Annotated in this window: 20 protein-coding genes and 1 tRNA gene; 16 read left to right on the forward strand and 5 right to left on the reverse strand. The window is 59.4% G+C overall.

The genetic code is table 11. The features are described from left to right. Positions 1-28 precede the first annotated feature (28 nt). Genes KCG45_RS13125 through rodA form a run of 4 tightly spaced genes read left to right on the forward strand, consistent with a single transcriptional unit; the run spans position 29 to position 4,702 of the window. Positions 29-937: a rod shape-determining protein MreC gene (locus KCG45_RS13125; protein ID WP_218317765.1), complete on the forward strand. Its 909-nt coding sequence runs from the start codon at positions 29-31 to the stop codon at positions 935-937. Next, positions 934-1,497, forward strand: coding sequence for a rod shape-determining protein MreD (gene mreD / locus KCG45_RS13130; protein ID WP_218317766.1), 564 nt, complete (start codon positions 934-936; stop codon positions 1,495-1,497). Before KCG45_RS13125 ends, mreD begins: the two co-directional genes overlap by 4 nt. Then, entirely contained in the window at positions 1,497-3,578 is a 2,082-nt protein-coding gene (gene mrdA / locus KCG45_RS13135) for a penicillin-binding protein 2 (RefSeq protein WP_218317767.1), read from the forward strand. The genes mreD and mrdA overlap by 1 nt, the downstream gene beginning before the upstream one ends. Continuing rightward, a complete protein-coding gene (gene rodA, locus KCG45_RS13140; RefSeq protein ID WP_218317768.1) occupies positions 3,575-4,702 on the forward strand; it encodes a rod shape-determining protein RodA in 1,128 nt (375 codons plus the stop codon). Before mrdA ends, rodA begins: the two co-directional genes overlap by 4 nt. Here rodA and KCG45_RS13145 read toward each other — a convergent pair whose 3' ends face one another. Next, entirely contained in the window at positions 4,703-5,413 is a 711-nt protein-coding gene (locus tag KCG45_RS13145) for a helix-turn-helix transcriptional regulator (RefSeq protein ID WP_218317769.1), read from the reverse strand. A gap of 232 nt (positions 5,414-5,645) precedes the next feature. Between KCG45_RS13145 and KCG45_RS13150 the strand changes: the two genes are divergently transcribed. Beyond that, on the forward strand, positions 5,646-5,984 hold the full coding sequence (locus KCG45_RS13150) for a hypothetical protein (RefSeq protein WP_218317770.1): 339 nt from the start codon (positions 5,646-5,648) through the stop codon (positions 5,982-5,984). A gap of 101 nt (positions 5,985-6,085) precedes the next feature. Then, positions 6,086-6,161: transfer RNA gene (locus KCG45_RS13155), tRNA-Lys, on the forward strand. Positions 6,162-6,190: 29 nt separating this feature from the next. On the opposite strand, the gene fghA is transcribed toward KCG45_RS13155, so the two are convergent. Together fghA and KCG45_RS13165 are read right to left on the reverse strand one after the other, a co-directional pair. Beyond that, positions 6,191-7,042 carry an S-formylglutathione hydrolase gene (fghA, locus tag KCG45_RS13160; protein ID WP_218317771.1) on the reverse strand — a complete coding sequence of 284 codons (852 nt, stop codon included), beginning with the start codon at positions 7,040-7,042 and terminating at the stop codon, positions 6,191-6,193. Further along, positions 7,042-8,148 (reverse strand): S-(hydroxymethyl)glutathione dehydrogenase/class III alcohol dehydrogenase, encoded by a 1,107-nt coding sequence (locus KCG45_RS13165; protein WP_218317772.1) that lies wholly within the window; start codon positions 8,146-8,148, stop codon positions 7,042-7,044. Before KCG45_RS13165 ends, fghA begins: the two co-directional genes overlap by 1 nt. A 111-nt stretch (positions 8,149-8,259) precedes the next feature. Here KCG45_RS13165 and ribB point away from each other — a divergent pair, with 111 nt between their 5' ends. The 4 genes from ribB (at position 8,260) to KCG45_RS13185 (ending at position 11,109) form a co-directional block, all read left to right on the forward strand. Further along, positions 8,260-9,507 carry a 3,4-dihydroxy-2-butanone-4-phosphate synthase gene (gene ribB / locus KCG45_RS13170; RefSeq protein WP_218317773.1) on the forward strand — a complete coding sequence of 416 codons (1,248 nt, stop codon included), beginning with the start codon at positions 8,260-8,262 and terminating at the stop codon, positions 9,505-9,507. 7 nt (positions 9,508-9,514) lie between these two features. Further along, a complete protein-coding gene (gene ribH / locus KCG45_RS13175) occupies positions 9,515-9,937 on the forward strand; it encodes a 6,7-dimethyl-8-ribityllumazine synthase (protein WP_218317774.1) in 423 nt (140 codons plus the stop codon). A 154-nt stretch (positions 9,938-10,091) separates the two neighbouring features. Beyond that, entirely contained in the window at positions 10,092-10,328 is a 237-nt protein-coding gene (locus KCG45_RS13180; protein ID WP_218317775.1) for a hypothetical protein, read from the forward strand. A gap of 418 nt (positions 10,329-10,746) precedes the next feature. After that, entirely contained in the window at positions 10,747-11,109 is a 363-nt protein-coding gene (locus KCG45_RS13185) for a helix-turn-helix domain-containing protein (protein WP_218317776.1), read from the forward strand. A 14-nt stretch (positions 11,110-11,123) separates the two neighbouring features. Here KCG45_RS13185 and eno read toward each other — a convergent pair whose 3' ends face one another. Next, positions 11,124-12,404, reverse strand: a complete 1,281-nt coding sequence (gene eno, locus KCG45_RS13190; RefSeq protein WP_218317777.1) for a phosphopyruvate hydratase — start codon at positions 12,402-12,404, stop codon at positions 11,124-11,126. A gap of 193 nt (positions 12,405-12,597) precedes the next feature. On the opposite strand from eno, the gene KCG45_RS13195 reads away from it, so the two are divergent. The 6 genes from KCG45_RS13195 (at position 12,598) to KCG45_RS13220 (ending at position 15,478) form a co-directional block, all read left to right on the forward strand. After that, complete coding sequence (locus tag KCG45_RS13195; RefSeq protein WP_218317778.1) at positions 12,598-13,188, forward strand: hypothetical protein; 591 nt, start codon at positions 12,598-12,600, stop codon at positions 13,186-13,188. Between the two features lie 23 nt (positions 13,189-13,211). Further along, positions 13,212-13,661: a phage holin family protein gene (locus KCG45_RS13200; protein WP_218317779.1), complete on the forward strand. Its 450-nt coding sequence runs from the start codon at positions 13,212-13,214 to the stop codon at positions 13,659-13,661. Beyond that, a complete protein-coding gene (locus KCG45_RS13205; protein ID WP_218317780.1) occupies positions 13,658-14,059 on the forward strand; it encodes a hypothetical protein in 402 nt (133 codons plus the stop codon). The genes KCG45_RS13200 and KCG45_RS13205 overlap by 4 nt, the downstream gene beginning before the upstream one ends. Then, positions 14,052-14,639 carry a hypothetical protein gene (locus tag KCG45_RS13210; RefSeq protein WP_218317781.1) on the forward strand — a complete coding sequence of 196 codons (588 nt, stop codon included), beginning with the start codon at positions 14,052-14,054 and terminating at the stop codon, positions 14,637-14,639. The genes KCG45_RS13205 and KCG45_RS13210 overlap by 8 nt, the downstream gene beginning before the upstream one ends. Positions 14,640-14,740: 101 nt before the next feature. After that, a complete protein-coding gene (locus tag KCG45_RS13215; protein ID WP_218317782.1) occupies positions 14,741-14,971 on the forward strand; it encodes a DUF4170 domain-containing protein in 231 nt (76 codons plus the stop codon). An 18-nt stretch (positions 14,972-14,989) separates the two neighbouring features. Next, positions 14,990-15,478, forward strand: a complete 489-nt coding sequence (locus KCG45_RS13220) for a GNAT family N-acetyltransferase (RefSeq protein ID WP_218317783.1) — start codon at positions 14,990-14,992, stop codon at positions 15,476-15,478. A 19-nt stretch (positions 15,479-15,497) separates the two neighbouring features. On the opposite strand, the gene greA is transcribed toward KCG45_RS13220, so the two are convergent. Beyond that, positions 15,498-15,974, reverse strand: coding sequence for a transcription elongation factor GreA (greA, locus tag KCG45_RS13225; protein ID WP_218317784.1), 477 nt, complete (start codon positions 15,972-15,974; stop codon positions 15,498-15,500). Between the last annotated feature and the right edge of the window lie 46 nt (positions 15,975-16,020).

The following is a 16,020-nucleotide window of genomic DNA, read 5'->3' on the forward strand; positions in this document are numbered from 1 at the left end:
GGCGAGCTAGAAGAAGGGAAATGCGGGTATGGCGCCGCCTTCATCGCGCCGATCATCGGGATTTTCGAAAAGAGCCCAGTACTCGGTTTTCACAGGCTATGTGCTCGCGGCGCTTGGCGCCTTGCTCGGACTTGCGCTGCTGGCCCTGTCGCTCTGGCAGCCCCCTGCCCTCGCCCCGCTGAGAGGCGGCGCAAATGACGTGGTCGCGCCCATCGGAGAGGGCACGGCAACTGTGCGCAGTACATCGAACGGCGTATGGCAGACGGTCTCGGCATTCTGGTATGCCGGCCGTCAGAACGCGGCCCTGCGCGAAGAAGTCGAGATTGCGCGCATACGGCTGGAAGAGGCTGCATCGGTCGCGCAAGAGAATGAACGTTTGAAATCGCTCGTGGCACTTTCGGAAAGCGAGATCGAGCCGGTGGCCGTGGCGCGCCTGATCGGCTCGACCTCCACCAGCAGCAGACGTTTCGCATATGTCGGGAAAGGCCGGAACGACGGCATCGAGATCGGTATGCCGGTCCGATCCCCGCGAGGGGTGGTCGGCCGGGTCCTGGAGGTCGCGCGCAACTCCGCCCGTATCCTCCTGCTGACGGATACGGAAAGTGTCCTTCCCGTGCGCCGTTCGACCGACGAAACGGTGGCGTTCGCAGAGGGACGCGGCGATGGTCTGCTGCGCATCCGCCTCATCAATCTCGGCCTCAACCCCTTGCAAATCGGCGATGTGTTCGTAACCAGCGGTGCGGGCGGATTCTACCGGCCCGGCGTCGCAGTTGCCGTCCTGAGCGAGCTCACGCCCGACGGCGGAATTGCTCGCCTGGTCGCCGATCCTTCGGCAACCGATTTTGTTTCGATTGAGCCGATATACGAAGAAAGAGCACTCGACGCCGCACTGGTTTCCAGCGAAACCACGCTCGAAGATGCAGAGAACGCAAATTGAAAGACGCCCTCGGCTCACCGCAACTCCGAAGTGCAAACCGGTTTAGCGGCGGGATCAACCGCACAGTCGCGCCATGGCGGGCCAACACCGTACCTTACATCAGCATCCTGTTCGGATCGCTGGTACCGATACTAATCCTCGCCCCGACCATGCCGCTGCTGCCGCCGCTGGGCTTCATGATGCTGCTTGGCTGGCGTATCATGCGACCAGGTTTCCTGCCGCTGTGGGTCGGTGTTCCGCTTGGCGCGTTCGACGACCTTTTCAGCGGACAACCCTTCGGTAGCGCGATTTTGCTATGGTCGGTATGCATGATAGCTCTTGAAATCATCGAAACACGCTTCCCGTGGCGCGGCTTCTGGCAGGATTGGTTCACCGCAGGTCTAGCGCTGGTGGCGTATATCCTGGCCGCTATGGTGGTTTCCGGTGCTACTCTCACATCACATCTGCTTTTTGCCGCGATCCCGCAGATCATATTGGCAATACTGCTCTATCCCCTCGCCGCACGTGTGATCGCCTGGCTTGACCGCTACAGGCTCGCACGAGCCAGAAGGGTGGAGTGATGGCCAAGCTTTTCAGCGGAAAAAAACGGGGTGTCAGAAGCCGCGGGCCGATCGTCAACGCCTCAACACTTAAAAACACATTCGACCGGCGAAGCATGGTCATTGGCACTATCCAGGGCGGGATCGGCGTGCTTCTTGCTGTGCGCATGGGCTATCTCGCGATTGCCGAGAACGAGAAATACCGTCTGGAATCCGAGAGCAATCGGGTCAATCTGACGCTGATCCCGCCGCGGCGCGGTTGGATCCTAGATCGAAACGGCGCTCCGCTGGCATCGAACCGGGCCGATTTCCGCGTCGACGTCATCCCTGAAAGACTCATGGACGCCGAGGCGACGATCGATAGCCTTGGAAAGCTTCTTGAGCTGAACGAAGCGCGGATCGCCGACATCAAACAGGAAGTCGCGCAGGCTCGGGGTTTCGCACCGATCGAGGTTGCGAGCGGCCTGGATTACCAGCAGTTCGCGGCACTCAGCGTCCGCCTGCCCGATATGCAGGGCGTCGTTCCCCAACGCGGCTTTTCGCGGTTCTACCCCACCGCCTCCAGCGTCGGTCATCTGATCGGATATGTCGGCCCCGCGTCGGAAGAAGAGTACGAGCTGGACCGCAATCCGCTGCTGATCACGCCCGGCTACAAGATCGGGAAGGACGGTCTCGAAAAGCAATTCGAGCAGGCCTTGCGCGGCACACCCGGTGCGCGCCGGGTCGAGGTTACGGCATCGGGCCGGATTATCCGCGATCTCGAAACGCGCGAGGACATTCAGGGCAATCCGGTCAAACTGACGATCGATGGCCCGCTCCAGGATTATGCTGCGCGGCGCATCGGTCTGGAAAGCGGATCGGTCGTCGTGATGGATTGCCAGACCGGCGACCTCCTGTGCATGGCATCCATGCCGAGCTTCGATCCGAACAGCTTTTCGGACGGTATTGGCAGTGTCGAATATGCGATGCTGCGCGAGGACCAGCGCGTCCCGCTGCGCAACAAGGTGCTGAAGGGGCTTTATCCCCCTGGCTCGACGGTCAAGCCTATGCATTGCATGGCCTTTCTCCAGGAAGGAATTGACCCAGAAGAAACGATAGTCTGCGGCGGCGGCCGACGGATCGGAAATCGTTTCTTCAACTGTTGGAGCAATCACGGTGTCGTCAACATGGGGAAGGCGATCTACCAGTCTTGCGACAGCTATTTCTATCATTTTGCCCAGCGCGTGGGCTTCGACAAAGTCGCGGCTATGGCCAAATATCTCGGGCTGGGTCAGGAATTCCCGCTCCCGGTCACCAGCCAATTCTACGGCACTGTTCCCACCCCGGAATGGAAACTGAACAAATTCGGCAGTGAATGGCAGCCTTATGATACGGTGAACGCGTCGATCGGGCAGGGATATTATCTCACGAGCCCGCTGCAGCTCGCCGTCATGAGCACGAGGCTCGCCACCGGACGGCATGTCGAACCCAGACTGACGATGAATTCAGAACCGCGCGGGTTCAACCAGGTCGATTTCCCCGACGATCAGGTCTCCTATATTCGGCAGGCGATGAGCGACGTGGTCAACGGGCCAGGCACTGCGGGACGTGGCCGATTGCCGTTTGAGGACATCAAGATGGCGGGCAAGACCGGAACGGCGCAGGTCGTGTCGCTTTCGGTGTCCGATGGTCGCAGCGGCCCTTGGAAGTATCGCGACCACGGCTTGTTCACATTCTTCGCCCCGTTCGACAATCCGCGCTATGCCGGTGCGGTTGTCATCGAGCATGGGGGTGGTTCTGGCGCGGCCTATCCGATCGCCCGCGATGTCATGACATTCATGTTCGATCCGCAAAAGGGCATCGAAGCGCTCAAGGCACTTGAGGAACAATGGGGCGGAACCGCGCAGCAGCGCCTCGATCAGCGCTACGCCGCCTATGCTTCCGAGCGAGGAACCACGGTCACACCGCCACCGCGCCGCGATGAGGACATCTTCGACCAGGTCGAGGCCGAAGCCCGGCTTGCCGCCGCGCAGTCAGAAGCCATTGCCGGAGATGCAATCGCGCCGCGCCCCGACCCCGCCGCGTCGGGTTCTCCTCCGCCAGTGCCAGAGGCTGCGCAATGAACCGGATCATTCCCGATCCGATAGCGCGGCAGCCGTGGGGCATGCTGATCCCGCTGTTTTTGCTCGTCGGGTTCGGTGCGGCTGTCCTCTATTCCGCAGCCGGCGGATCGATGCAGCCTTATGCCTCATCTCACCTGGTGCGATTTGGCGTCTTTCTCGTGATGGCTTCAATCATCGCCTCGCTGCCGCGCGAATTGGTCAGGTTTCTCACCTATCCCGCCTATATCGTTGTCCTGATCCTGCTCATCGCGGTTGAGATCATCGGGCAGGTCGGCGGCGGGAGTCAGCGATGGCTCGACCTCGGCTTTATGGTGCTTCAGCCGTCCGAATTGATGAAGCCCGTCATCGTGATCGCGCTCGCGCTCTACTTTTCCTCGCTTCCCGTCGGGTTGATAGCGAGCTGGCGTTCCCTGCTCGTGCCGGGAGCCATGATCGCCATTCCCGTGGGCCTCGTCCTGTTGCAGCCCGATCTGGGAACCTCGCTCGCAATCGCGTTCGGAGGCGGCGTGGTCATGCTGCTGGCAGGACTGCCTCTGCGCTGGTTCGTCGGGGCCGGAGCTCTCGCGGCGGCAGCCGCGCCCGTCGTGTTCTTCTTTGGCCTGCAGGAATATCAGCAGCGCCGGGTGCTGACGATGTTCGATCCGGAGGCCGATCCCCTTGGCGCAGGCTACCACATCACCCAGTCAAAGATAGCTATCGGCTCCGGCGGGATCTTCGGAAAAGGGTTCAACAATGGCTCGCAAAGCCATCTGCAATACTTGCCCGAACCGCACACCGATTTCGTGTTCGCGACAATGGCGGAGGAATGGGGCCTGGTGGGCGGCATCTTCGTCATCGCCGTGTTCGCGATCATCCTGCGCTGGGGTTGGAAGGTCGCCCTCCAATCCCGCGATCGGTTCTCCAATCTTCTCGCCTCCGGTATGGTCGCGACGATATTCTTCTACATCGCGGTGAATCTGCTGATGGTGATGGGCTTCGCCCCGGTCGTGGGCATCCCCCTGCCCTTCATGAGCCACGGCGGATCGTCGATGCTCACGAACATGATCTGCATCGGCGCCTTGATGATGGTGAACCGCTGGAACCGCAATGCGCCGCGAGGCGGAATCGCGAGCTCGGCAGGATAGCTACACGTTGACGAGCCCGAGCTTGAGCGCTTTCACCACTGCACCCACGCGGTCGGTCGTCTCGAGCTTCGCATAGATACGCTTCGAATAGGTTTTGACAGTGTCGGGCGACAGTTCGAGGATACCCGCGATCGCGGAGACGGACTTGCCCTTGACGATCCATTCGAGCACCTCTTTTTCCCGCTGCGAAAGATCGACCGTTCCCTGATGCTCATCCAGTAGAACACATACACGCTGGTGTGCGGCTTGCGACACGCTTCGGATCGTGCCGAGCGTGGCATCGCTTTCTTCGCTGATCGGATGCCCGAAATCAAACGACGCATAGGCGCTGCGCCCGCGCGGGCCGAACAGAGGCACGCCGAAACCATGCGCAAGGCCGAACCGTTTCATTGCCGCGAAATATTCTTCGTTTTCCGGCGTATTCGGCGCGAGTTTCATGGCATCTTTCCACGTCATCATGCTGCCATGGCCCATGATCCTCCCGGGAATGGGGTCCTTCTGGCGGAAGTCCGATTCGTCATAACACTTAAGCCATTCGGGATCGAAGCCATCGGCATGCACCACGGTGCGCGCTGAGGTCGGATCTTCAAAAAGCGGTGTGAAATGATAGCTTTGGCGAATGACGCCCAAATCCTTGCATACGCTGACACCGTACCAGAGCACCTCTCCGATATCCTGAAGCTCTTCGATTTTGCCAAAATAGCGCTGCATAATGACTGCGCAGAATACACGACGTCACCCAACTGGGCGACTTTCCCTTAACGTAAGGAGCCCCCATAACGAGGCATGGTGGCTCTACGGAGCGCCCACGTTCGGGTCGCACGTCGAAGGTCCTCCCCCTCGACAAAGTTGGACGTGAAAGACCTGGCGGCGGGGTTCACCCCCCAAAGGCCCCTGTCGCCAGGCACATTTCTATTACGTCGTCTACCTGTTGGAGAGTGTGGTGTTTCGCATCCGCAAAAAAAGCGCTCGTCTTTGCAAGAAAGTGTTTGGCACACGCCACGTAGAGGTTCGCGGGCAAAGTGCGACAGCAGCTCACGCCGCCACTATCGCACAGGCCATTCGCCTGCGCGAGAACGAAGGCCTCGAGACGACTTTACGCCATCTACATCTCGTGACAAAGCTTTCGCAGCCCCATGCCTTAAGAGCAGCGGCAGAGTTGGAGCGATCGAAGATGATCGTCATAGAACGCGACCTCCACGATGTCCTGCAATCGCGATTGAGCCTCACTGGCGAAATGCGGGAAAACCTCGATGAGATCGCTCGCCGCGATGCAGCATAAACCCTTTTCATCCTGAAAAGTGTAGCTATATGCAGCCCCTTGCTTGATTCGGGGTGCGGCCAGATCGACCCGTTTCCAAGTCTATCGATGCCTATCGATACGGACGCATAGCTCAGTTGGTAGAGCAGCTGACTCTTAATCAGCGGGTCCTAGGTTCGAACCCTAGTGCGTCCACCATTCCTTCGCGTTGTCAGTTAGGGTCGAGATCAATCCGTCTTCAATTCCCGCGCGTGCCAGGTGATGTGCTGTGGCATGAATGTCGAGATGAAGAAGTATGAATGGTCGTAGCCGTCCTGCATTCTCACCATGCCGTTGATCCCGGCATCTGCGAAGGCTTTCTCAAGACTGTGCGTCTGCAATTGCTCTTTGAGGAAATTGTCGGATGTGCCTTGGTCGATCAGGATCGTGTCGTGCCGCGCGCCGTCTTCAATCAGCGACACGGCATCATAATCGCGCCACCGGCTGCGGTCCGGACCCAGATAGCGCCCAAATGCCTTCTCACCCCAAGGCACCTGGCTCGGCGCAACAATCGGACTGAATGCGCTGATCGATCTGAACCGGCCGGGATTCCTTAGGCCTATGGTAAGCGCTCCATGCCCGCCCATCGAATGACCGGTGATCGATTGCCGTTGTAGATCTACTGGAAAGCTGGCGGCGACAAGGCCAGGAAGTTCGGTTTCGATATAGCTGCGCATCCGGAAATGTTCGGCCCACGGCTGCTCGGTCGCATCCACGTAGAACCCTGCGCCTTTGCCAAAATCGTACTCGTCGGGCGCATCGGGAACATCATCGCCGCGCGGCGATGTGTCCGGCGTGACAAAGACTATTCCGTACTGAGCGCAAGCAGCGCCGTATTCGCCTTTCTCCATGACATTGGCATGGGTGCAGGTAAGCCCCGAAAGATACCACAGCACAGGCAGCTTCTCACCCGGCGCGTGATCCGGGACAAATACCGCGAATGTCATCTGCGTGCCGGTTTCGTTCGAGGCGTGCGAGTACACGCCCTGCACGCCGTCATGGCTGCGCACCTCGGAAACCGTCTCAAGCGTCGATCCCATCAATATACCACCACGGAGCGGATGCTTTCGCCCGAATGCATCAGGTCGAAACCCTTATTGATCTCTTCGAGAGAAAGCGTGTGGGTGATCATCGGGTCGATCGCGATCTTGCCGTTCATGTACCAGTCGACGATCTTGGGCACATCGGTCCGCCCCTTGGCTCCGCCGAAGGCCGTGCCGCGCCAATTGCGCCCGGTCACGAGCTGGAACGGGCGAGTTGCGATTTCCTTGCCCGCCTCGGCCACGCCAATGATGATCGATGTGCCCCAGCCTTTGTGACAACATTCCAGTGCCTGCCGCATGACATCGGTATTGCCCGTGCAATCGAATGAATAATCGGCGCCGCCATCAAGCATCTCGACCAGATGTGCGACCACATCCGAGGTTTCCTTCGGATTGACGAAGTCGGTCATGCCGAACTTTTCCCCCCATTCGCGTTTCGAGGGGTTGATATCGACGCCGACAATCCGGTCGGCGCCTGCCATCTTTGCGCCCTGAATGACATTGAGGCCGATACCGCCCAGCCCGAACACAACGACGTTATCGCCTGGCTGGACCTTGGCGGTATTGGTCACTGCGCCCACTCCGGTCGTGACGCCGCATCCGACGTAACAGGCGCTTTCGAAAGGAGCGTCGGTGCGGATTTTTGCGACGGCAATTTCCGGCAGAACGGTGAAGTTCGAAAAGGTCGAACAGCCCATGTAGTGGTAGATCGTCTCGCCCTTGTAGCTGAAGCGCGACGTGCCGTCGGGCATCAGTCCTTGCCCCTGCGTCGCGCGGATTGCGCTGCATAGATTGGTCTTTCCAGAGAGACACATTTTGCACTGGCGGCACTCGGGCGTGTAGAGCGGGATGACGTGATCGCCGGGCATCACGCTCGTCACCCCCTCACCGATCTCACGCACGATGCCTGCGCCTTCATGGCCCAATACGCTCGGGAAGAGCCCTTCGCTGTCCAGCCCGTCGAGCGTGTAGGCATCGGTGTGGCAAATCCCCGTCGCCATGATCTCGACCAAGACCTCGCCCGCCTTCGGTCCTTCCAGATCCAGTTCGACGATTTCGAGCGGTTTCTTCGCTTCAAAAGCGACAGCGGCGCGGGTTTTCATAAATGGAACCTTCGATCGATTGAAAAAGGCGCACTAGCAAACGCTTGCCATGAAGGCGACACAGGCGAACAGTCATCTTGCAAACACATTATGATGTGATATGGTTGGGCCATGAGCACATCGATAATCACACGAGTTCGCGATCTCGTCACATCGGGCGAGTTTACCAAGGCTGGCCTGGCCCGAGCGGCGGGGCTCCATGCCAACACTTTGCGAGACGCGGCGGAAGACGGGTGGAACCCGACAGCCGAAACCCTGGCGAAACTTCAGGCATTCCTCGACGCCAATGATGAACGCCCCGTTCTGGTCGGCATCGAGGAGATCATAGACGAAGCGCGGAACGGACGGATGTACATTCTCGTCGATGATGAGGACCGCGAAAACGAAGGCGACCTCATCATACCGGGTCAGATGGCGACACCTGCCGCGATCAATTTCATGGCGACCCATGGGCGGGGCCTGATCTGCCTCGCGCTGGACAAGGCGCGCGTCGACCAGCTCGGTCTCGAACCGATGAGCCGGAACAACAAGGAAAGCATGCAAACCGCTTTCACCATCTCGATCGAGGCGAAGGAAGGCGTGACCACCGGGATTTCCGCCGCCGACCGTGCGCGCACCGTCTCCGTCGCCATCGATGCGACCAAGGGCGCGGACGATATCGTCACGCCGGGACACGTTTTCCCTCTGATGGCGCGCAATGGCGGCACACTCGTCCGCGCAGGGCATACGGAAGCTGCGGTCGATATCTCGCGCCTCGCTGGACTCAACCCCAGCGGCGTCATCTGCGAGATCATGAACGACGATGGCACCATGGCGCGTCTGGACGATCTGGTGAGCTTCGCCCGCAAGCATGACCTGAAGATCGGCACGATCCGCGATCTCATCGCCTACCGCATGCGCAACGATCATCTTGTGGAGCGTATCGACGAAAGCACGTTCGACAGCGATTACGGCGGTCAGTGGCGCCTCATCACGTATAACAACCGGGTCGAAAACACGCAGGCTTACGTCCTGCAGAAAGGGCATATCGCGCCGGACGAACCCACCCTCGCCCGCGTCCATCCCATTTCGGTTTTTGACGACATCCTTGGCCAGCCCGGCCCTCGTAAGCGGACCTTGCAGCGCGCAATGAGCGTAATTGGCGACCATGGCTCAGGCGTGATCGTCATCCTGACCAGCCGCATCGGAGCCAAGGAATGGAGCCAGGACGAGGAGATACGCAATATCGGGATCGGATCGCAGATCCTTGCCGATCTTGGCGTGCACGACATGATCCTGCTTTCCAATTCCCGCCCCGACCTCGTCGCGATCGAAGGCTACGGCCTTACCATCACAGATTTCAAATCCATCCCGGAGTAAGCATCACATGGCCAAATTCCTGATTGTCGAAGCGCGTTTTTACGAACAGTTCAACGACATGCTCATTGCCGGTGCAAAGGCAGCCATCGAAGGTGCCGGGCACGAAGTCGAAGTGCTGACCGTACCGGGAGCGCTCGAAATTCCGGGGGCCATCGCGCTGGGCGCTGAAAGCGGCGAATACGATGGCTTTGTGGCGATCGGCGTGGTGATCCGCGGTGAGACATATCATTTCGAAATCGTCGCCGGCGAAAGTGCGCGGGCGATCATGGCCCTGACGATGGACGGGATACCTATCGGAAACGGGATCCTGACTGTCGAGAACGAAGATCAGGCGCAGGTGCGCGCGGACCCTGCGCAGAAAAACAAGGGCGGTGAAGCAGCCAAGGCGGCGCTTGCGCTGCTCTCCCTCGCAGATCGCTTCGCACGTTAGGCGCAGGTAAACACGGCCATTTCGACGGATTCACATACGCATTTTCCCGGATATAGAAATTCATAAGTCACGCTTAGGACTGTTTGTGGCGGTCACGGACGAAGAGGCGTGGGCGTTTGAGGTCGTAAACCCACGTGTCTGATTGGATTATACAATGGCCGATAAGCCCCTACCGCAAGCTCACGAGCTTCAAGCGGTCATCGACACACTCGATGATCAATTGGCGACCCTGGACGAGCTTGGCGCGGGGATAGCGGCAATCCATGTAAATGCCGCGATCGAGCAGCTCCATAGCAACATTGCGACGATCACCAATTGCGGGCTGGCGCCCTATGATCCCGCGATCCTTTGCCTCGTTCCGGATGAGGCAATCCGCGACGGGATTTTCTGAAGCTTGGTAGGGGTTCGCCCTTAATTTCATTCGTATCCCACTCGTCTAGTGTCCGGCGATATCGGTTGTTTCACGCTGTCCGCGGGAATGATCGCGCAGCACCGCGCCGGAGGATGCCAATGCTATTTCGCTACACGGTCAGCATGTTTGCGAGCGAAGATCGAACCAGCGCTATGATCTGCAATCCAGCCCGGCAGGTCGCGCGATAATGGGAAACGCCAAGACATGGGATTTGCAAGATGTTCCGCCGGACAAATGCCCGGACCAGATAGCGCCGCAAGCAGATCTGAGAACGCTTGCGCAGCAACTGGGTTCGATAGCGCGTCAACTCTCTGCGATGGAGACAACATCACGCGCACTTGAAGCGCCAAGTCCCATAGCAAGGATCGGCCCCAACTTAGCGCCTGCGGTGCCACCGATGGGCGATCAAGCTGATGGCCTCGTCCGATACGGCGAACTTGCACGCAGCATTTACGAGGTCCGCCGAAAGCGGGAGAGCATCTTCGAAAATACCGACCTGTTCGGTGAGCCCGCCTGGGACATATTGCTCGATCTCTACGCCGCCCATGCAAGCGGAAAGACCGTTTCTGTCTCAAGCGCCTGTATCGGTTCCGCCGCGCCGCCGACCACGGGCCTTCGCTGGCTCGGCATTCTCGCCGATCAGAACCTCATTATCCGCGAACATGACCCCAATGATCAGCGCCGCGTTTACGTGAGGCTGTCTAATGCAGCTCTCATGAAAATGAATGCCTATTTCGACGAGGCGTCGGCGGGGCTTTAGGGGCGCGCGCTTGCTTAGCTCCCGAAACAGGCTCGTCCGGCGTAAACAGCGCCATCGCCCAGTTCTTCTTCGATCCGGATCAGCTGATTGTATTTTGCCAGCCTGTCCGACCGCGCGAGCGAGCCGGTCTTGATCTGCCCGCAATTCGTCGCGACCGCCAGATCGGCGATGGTCGCATCCTCTGTTTCACCGGATCGATGGCTCATGACTGAAGTATAGCCGGCGCGGTGCGCCATATCGACGGCGGCGAGTGTCTCGGTCAGCGTGCCGATCTGATTGACTTTCACGAGCAGGGAATTGGCCAGGCCTTTCGCAATGCCATCCGACAATCTTGCCGGATTTGTCACAAACAGATCGTCACCGACGAGCTGCACTTTGCCACCGATCGCATCGGTCAGCGCTTTCCAGCCATCGAAATCATCCTCGTCCATGCCATCTTCGATCGATCTAATGGGATAGTCGGCGCACAATTTCGCCAGGTATTCGGCCATACCCGCGCCATCGAGGCTAAGGCTCTCACCTGAAATGTCGTATTTTCCGTCCTTGAAGAATTCGGTCGCTGCGCAATCCAGCGCCAGAACGATGTCTTCTCCCGGCTTGAACCCGGCCTGCTCTATCGATGCCATGATGAAATCGAGCGCAGCGCGGGTGCTGGCAAGGTCGGGCGCGAAACCGCCTTCGTCGCCGACACTTGTGGCAAGACCCTTGTCCGAGAGCCCCTTTTTCAGCGTGTGGAACACTTCCGAACCCCAGCGCACGGCTTCGGCCAGGCTATCCGCCCCGACCGGCATGATCATGAACTCCTGGATGTCGATGGGGTTGTCGGCATGTTCGCCGCCATTGATGATGTTCATCATGGGTACCGGCAGGACATGCGCCGATACACCGCCGAGATAAGAATACAGGGGCAGTCCGCGCGCATTAGCGGCGGCCTTCGCAACTGCCAGGCTGGTGCCGAGAATGGCATTTGCGCCGATCCGTGATTTGTTATCCGTCCCATCTAGCGCGATGAGCGAGAGATCGACATCGCGCTGATCCTCGGCATCGAACACCCCGATCAGGAGGTCGCGGATTTCGGAGTTCACGGCCTCGACCGCTTTCAACACGCCCTTACCCTTGTACCGGGCCGCATCCCCGTCACGCAGCTCGACAGCTTCGTAGGCACCCGTCGATGCGCCGGAAGGCACCGCAGCCCGCCCGAAACTGCCATCGTCGAGCAGGACATCGACTTCGACGGTGGGATTTCCGCGGCTGTCGAGAATCTCGCGTCCGTGCAGATCGATAATGGCTGTCATGCTTGGCTCCGGGGCAAAAGTGTTGTACCAAGATAACACACCGATTTCGGTGTCCGATCGCAGTGCGCATCCCGATAATTCCGCTTCCCCCTATTCGTCGGAACATCGAGGCGCAAGGCGCGTTGAAATCAAAACTGCAACCCCGCGCATTCCGTCTGGAAAAGCAACAACATGGAGGGCTGATAGAAAGACTATGGCTGAGACTAAGATTACAAAAACCCCGGCACGGACATCCACCAAAGGCGCGACGACCAAGTCGACCGGGCCCAAGAAGGCCGCGCCCAAGAAAACCGCTGCCACGATGAAACCCGCCGATGAGGCGAAGACCCGGTTCAACGCTGCGCTCGAAGAGGCCAAGGCAGGCGCAGCCGCGCTGCGCGCTGAAGCTGGCGATCGTGCTGGCGAATACCGCAATCAGGCCCGCAGCAAAGGCGACGACATCCTCGGCGAAGCACGTGCATACGGCGAAAAAGCGAAGCACCGCGCTGGTGACCTCGCCGTCGATGCGAAATCGGCAACCAGCGATGGCATCGCCTCGATCGGCAAAGTCATTGCCGATACCGCGCCGCAGATCGATGAACGGCTTGGCGAACAATATGGCGATTACGCTCGCAGGGCGTCGCGCAGCCTCGCCGAAACATCGGCCAAGCTCGATGCCAAAAGCGTCGACGAACTGGGCGAAGATGCGCGCGAATTTGTGCGCAAAAGCCCTGGCACGGCGATTGGTATCGCCGCTGTCGCAGGCTATTTGCTTGCCCGGCTTTTCCGCGGCTCGAGCAAATAATCCCGATCCTGGGGGGACTGTGAATGCGTGATGATGACCGTCCGGCGGATGAGGAGCACGATGCTCTGGATCCTGCCGGCCCAGACTTTGCTGAAACTGATCCCTCCAGCGATGAAGAGGTCGAATACGACGAGTCGATTACCGAGGAACTGGCAGCGCTCATCGATGATGGGCGCACCTATGCCGAAGCCGAGATAGGCTTTCAGAAAACCCGCGCGAAAATAGCGGGCGCAAGTGTAGGCAAGGCCGCCGCATTACTGGTGGTGGCCGCAATCACGCTTCACATCGCCGTTCTCGCCCTGGCGGTCGGCCTGGTAATTGCGCTGGAGCCACTGGTCACGATCTGGGGTGCCATCGCAATCGTGGTTGGCGTCTTGCTGCTTGTCACTGGCTTGCTGGTACTGAAGGCGAAACGCAATGCCGACCGGTTAGGGCTGATGTTTGGATCGTCGAACGACAGGGACGACGCATGAAGGATCTCGATAGACGTTTCTACGAAGATCGCGCCCTTCGCGACGCCGCTCGCGAGGTTTTCCTGGCCGACCTGGCGCATGTCCGCGCTTCGCTTTCTGGACAGGGTATCGCAGGCAGGATGGTCGATCGCGTCGGCGAAGGCGCGAAGGACGTGTTCCAAACGGCTAAGCAAAGTGCCGATGGCAATCCCGGTATCATCGCCGCATTGGTCGGCGCGATCCTCCTGTGGATTTCGCGTGAGCCGATTTTCGAAATGCTCGGCCTGGGCAGTGCCGAGGACGCAGACGATGACGAATTGGATCACGGCGACGCTGCGCAGTCCCCAACCGAACTAGACACCGCAGCGGCCGACGATGCCTCTGAGGATATCATTCCCCCCGGAGAACCCCATGACTGAGACCGACGACAAGAACACTCCCGTAACCATAGACAAGCGCGATCAGCTGCGCGCCAAGATCGAGGCGAGTGAGCGCCGCAATGAGCAACGAACGCTTGCCGATCAGGCCAAGGAAGCAGCGGGCGCTGCAACAAATTACGCGCGCGAGCACCCATTGACGGTCCTGGGCGGAGCTATTGCGGTCGGCCTGGTGATCGGAGCCATGACCTCTCCCGGACGCCGCGCGGCTCGCGGTGTTGCCACCGGTACCGTAAACGCCGTCAACAGCGCCGCCAGCAGCACGAAAAGCGCTGTCGGCAATGTTTCAACCAAACAGGTTTCGAGGTTCGGTACATTGATCGCTGATGCCATCACCGCCTACGGGATCAAGCTGATCGACGATGCGATGGAAACAGCGCAGGCCGGTCAGGACAAGCTTGAGGACATCGGCGACAGTGCAGGATCGAAAGCCCGCAAGCTTCGCCGGGACGCTGAATATTTCGCAGGCTCAGCAGCAGACAAAAGCCGCGAAGTCACACGGCGGACGCGCCGCCGCGCTGGCCGGGCGGTCCGCGACCTGAAGGACAAAGTGACGCACTGAATTGCTTTAATCAGGTGACGGCTCACGCCGCACTTGCTCATGATGCCCAATCGGCTAAAGGGCGCGTGAATTTTCAGGCTCTCCTCCCCAAGGATATTTTCATGGAAGAAACCACTACAGAACAGCGGCTCCACCTCGTGATGGGGGGGCGCGTCACCGACCCTCGCGGTATCGAATTCCAAGATCCCGAAAGCCTGCATGTCGTTGGCGTGTACAGCTCCTATGAGGCCGCGGTCGACGCGTGGCGCGCGCAGGCCCAGCGAACGGTCGACGATGCCGAGATGAAGTACGTTGTCGTCCATATTCACAAGCTTCTGACGCCGGACGCCTAACGGCTCCTGCGGACTGATATGGCCTATTCGATACGGCCATTCGTTACGGAAGATGCGCCGGCGCTCACGGACTTGACTGTGGCGGCCATCCGCAATGTCGGTCAACATCGATACAGCCCTGCCCAGGTCGAGGCTTGGGCGGCGCGTCATCCGGGACCACAGCGCTTCCTCGCCCGCGCGAAAGCCGGGGCCTGGATCAATGTGGCCGTGGATGCGTCGGGTGCGCCAGTCGCTTACGCTCTGCTAGAGCCGGATGGCCACCTCGATATGCTTTACTGTCACCCTGCACACACCCGCAAAGGGCTGGCGGACAAGCTACTTGCAGATTGTGAGGTCAAAGCGCGCTCGATCGGCATCACTCGCCTCTTTACAGAGGCAAGCGAGCTGGCATGTCCGGCCTTCGAGCGTGCCGGATATGCCATCCTGCATCGGCGCGACTTCGAAATCGCGCATGGCAATCACGCTGTCGCGATCCACAATTATGCCATGGAAAAGCTCCTCGATTGAGGCGCTTCGGACACAGTGATCAGATGAATTCGATCTTTTCGACGAGGTAGAACTTGTCGCCCGAAGGGACAGTCACTTCGATCTCGTCTTCGGTTTGCTTGCCGATCAGCGCCCGCGCCAAAGGCGAGCTGAAAGAAATCCGGCCCGACGCGGCATCCGCTTCGGTTTCACCGACGATCTGATATTTGACCGGCTTGTCGTCTTCATCGAGCAGGGTGACCGTGGAACCGAACACGATCCTGTCGCCTGTCAGCGTCGAAGGATCAATGATCTGCGCGCGGCTGATCTTGCTTTCAATATCGCCAATCATGGCCTCGACCTGGCCCTGACGTTCCTTGGCCGCATGATATTCTGCATTTTCCGACAGGTCGCCATGCGCACGGGCTTCCTCGATCGCATCGACGATCTTCGGACGTTCGTCGCGCAGCGTCTTGAGGTCTGCGGTCAGGCGCTCGTACCCCTCGGCGAGCATCGGGACCTTATCCATCGTAGCCATTCCAATTCTTTCTCTCTCGTCGCCACCCGCACCGATCTGCATCATT

The sequence above is a fragment of the Erythrobacter ani genome, assembly GCF_019204025.1.
GTDB classification, from domain to species: Bacteria; Pseudomonadota; Alphaproteobacteria; order Sphingomonadales; family Sphingomonadaceae; genus Erythrobacter; species Erythrobacter ani.

Bases quoted from the DNA above. Each gene is read 5' to 3' on its own strand.
- KCG45_RS13125 (WP_218317765.1), top strand. From the start codon at position 29: ATGGCGCCGCCTTCATCGCGCCGATCATCGGGATTTTCGAAAAGAGCC.
- fghA (WP_218317771.1), bottom strand. From the start codon at position 7,042: ATGGGATCGACGCTTGAGACGGTTTCCGAGGTGCGCAGCCATGACGGC.
- KCG45_RS13195 (WP_218317778.1), top strand. From the start codon at position 12,598: ATGGCTGAGACTAAGATTACAAAAACCCCGGCACGGACATCCACCAAA.
- eno (WP_218317777.1), bottom strand. From the start codon at position 12,404: ATGACAGCCATTATCGATCTGCACGGACGCGAGATTCTCGACAGCCGC.
- ribH (WP_218317774.1), top strand. From the start codon at position 9,515: ATGGCCAAATTCCTGATTGTCGAAGCGCGTTTTTACGAACAGTTCAAC.
- KCG45_RS13200 (WP_218317779.1), top strand. From the start codon at position 13,212: ATGCGTGATGATGACCGTCCGGCGGATGAGGAGCACGATGCTCTGGAT.
- rodA (WP_218317768.1), top strand. From the start codon at position 3,575: ATGAACCGGATCATTCCCGATCCGATAGCGCGGCAGCCGTGGGGCATG.
- KCG45_RS13145 (WP_218317769.1), bottom strand. From the start codon at position 5,413: ATGCAGCGCTATTTTGGCAAAATCGAAGAGCTTCAGGATATCGGAGAG.
- KCG45_RS13220 (WP_218317783.1), top strand. From the start codon at position 14,990: ATGGCCTATTCGATACGGCCATTCGTTACGGAAGATGCGCCGGCGCTC.
- KCG45_RS13180 (WP_218317775.1), top strand. From the start codon at position 10,092: ATGGCCGATAAGCCCCTACCGCAAGCTCACGAGCTTCAAGCGGTCATC.
- KCG45_RS13185 (WP_218317776.1), top strand. From the start codon at position 10,747: ATGGGCGATCAAGCTGATGGCCTCGTCCGATACGGCGAACTTGCACGC.
- KCG45_RS13165 (WP_218317772.1), bottom strand. From the start codon at position 8,148: ATGAAAACCCGCGCCGCTGTCGCTTTTGAAGCGAAGAAACCGCTCGAA.
- greA (WP_218317784.1), bottom strand. From the start codon at position 15,974: ATGGCTACGATGGATAAGGTCCCGATGCTCGCCGAGGGGTACGAGCGC.
- KCG45_RS13210 (WP_218317781.1), top strand. From the start codon at position 14,052: ATGACTGAGACCGACGACAAGAACACTCCCGTAACCATAGACAAGCGC.
- KCG45_RS13205 (WP_218317780.1), top strand. From the start codon at position 13,658: ATGAAGGATCTCGATAGACGTTTCTACGAAGATCGCGCCCTTCGCGAC.
- mrdA (WP_218317767.1), top strand. From the start codon at position 1,497: ATGGCCAAGCTTTTCAGCGGAAAAAAACGGGGTGTCAGAAGCCGCGGG.
- ribB (WP_218317773.1), top strand. From the start codon at position 8,260: ATGAGCACATCGATAATCACACGAGTTCGCGATCTCGTCACATCGGGC.
- KCG45_RS13215 (WP_218317782.1), top strand. From the start codon at position 14,741: ATGGAAGAAACCACTACAGAACAGCGGCTCCACCTCGTGATGGGGGGG.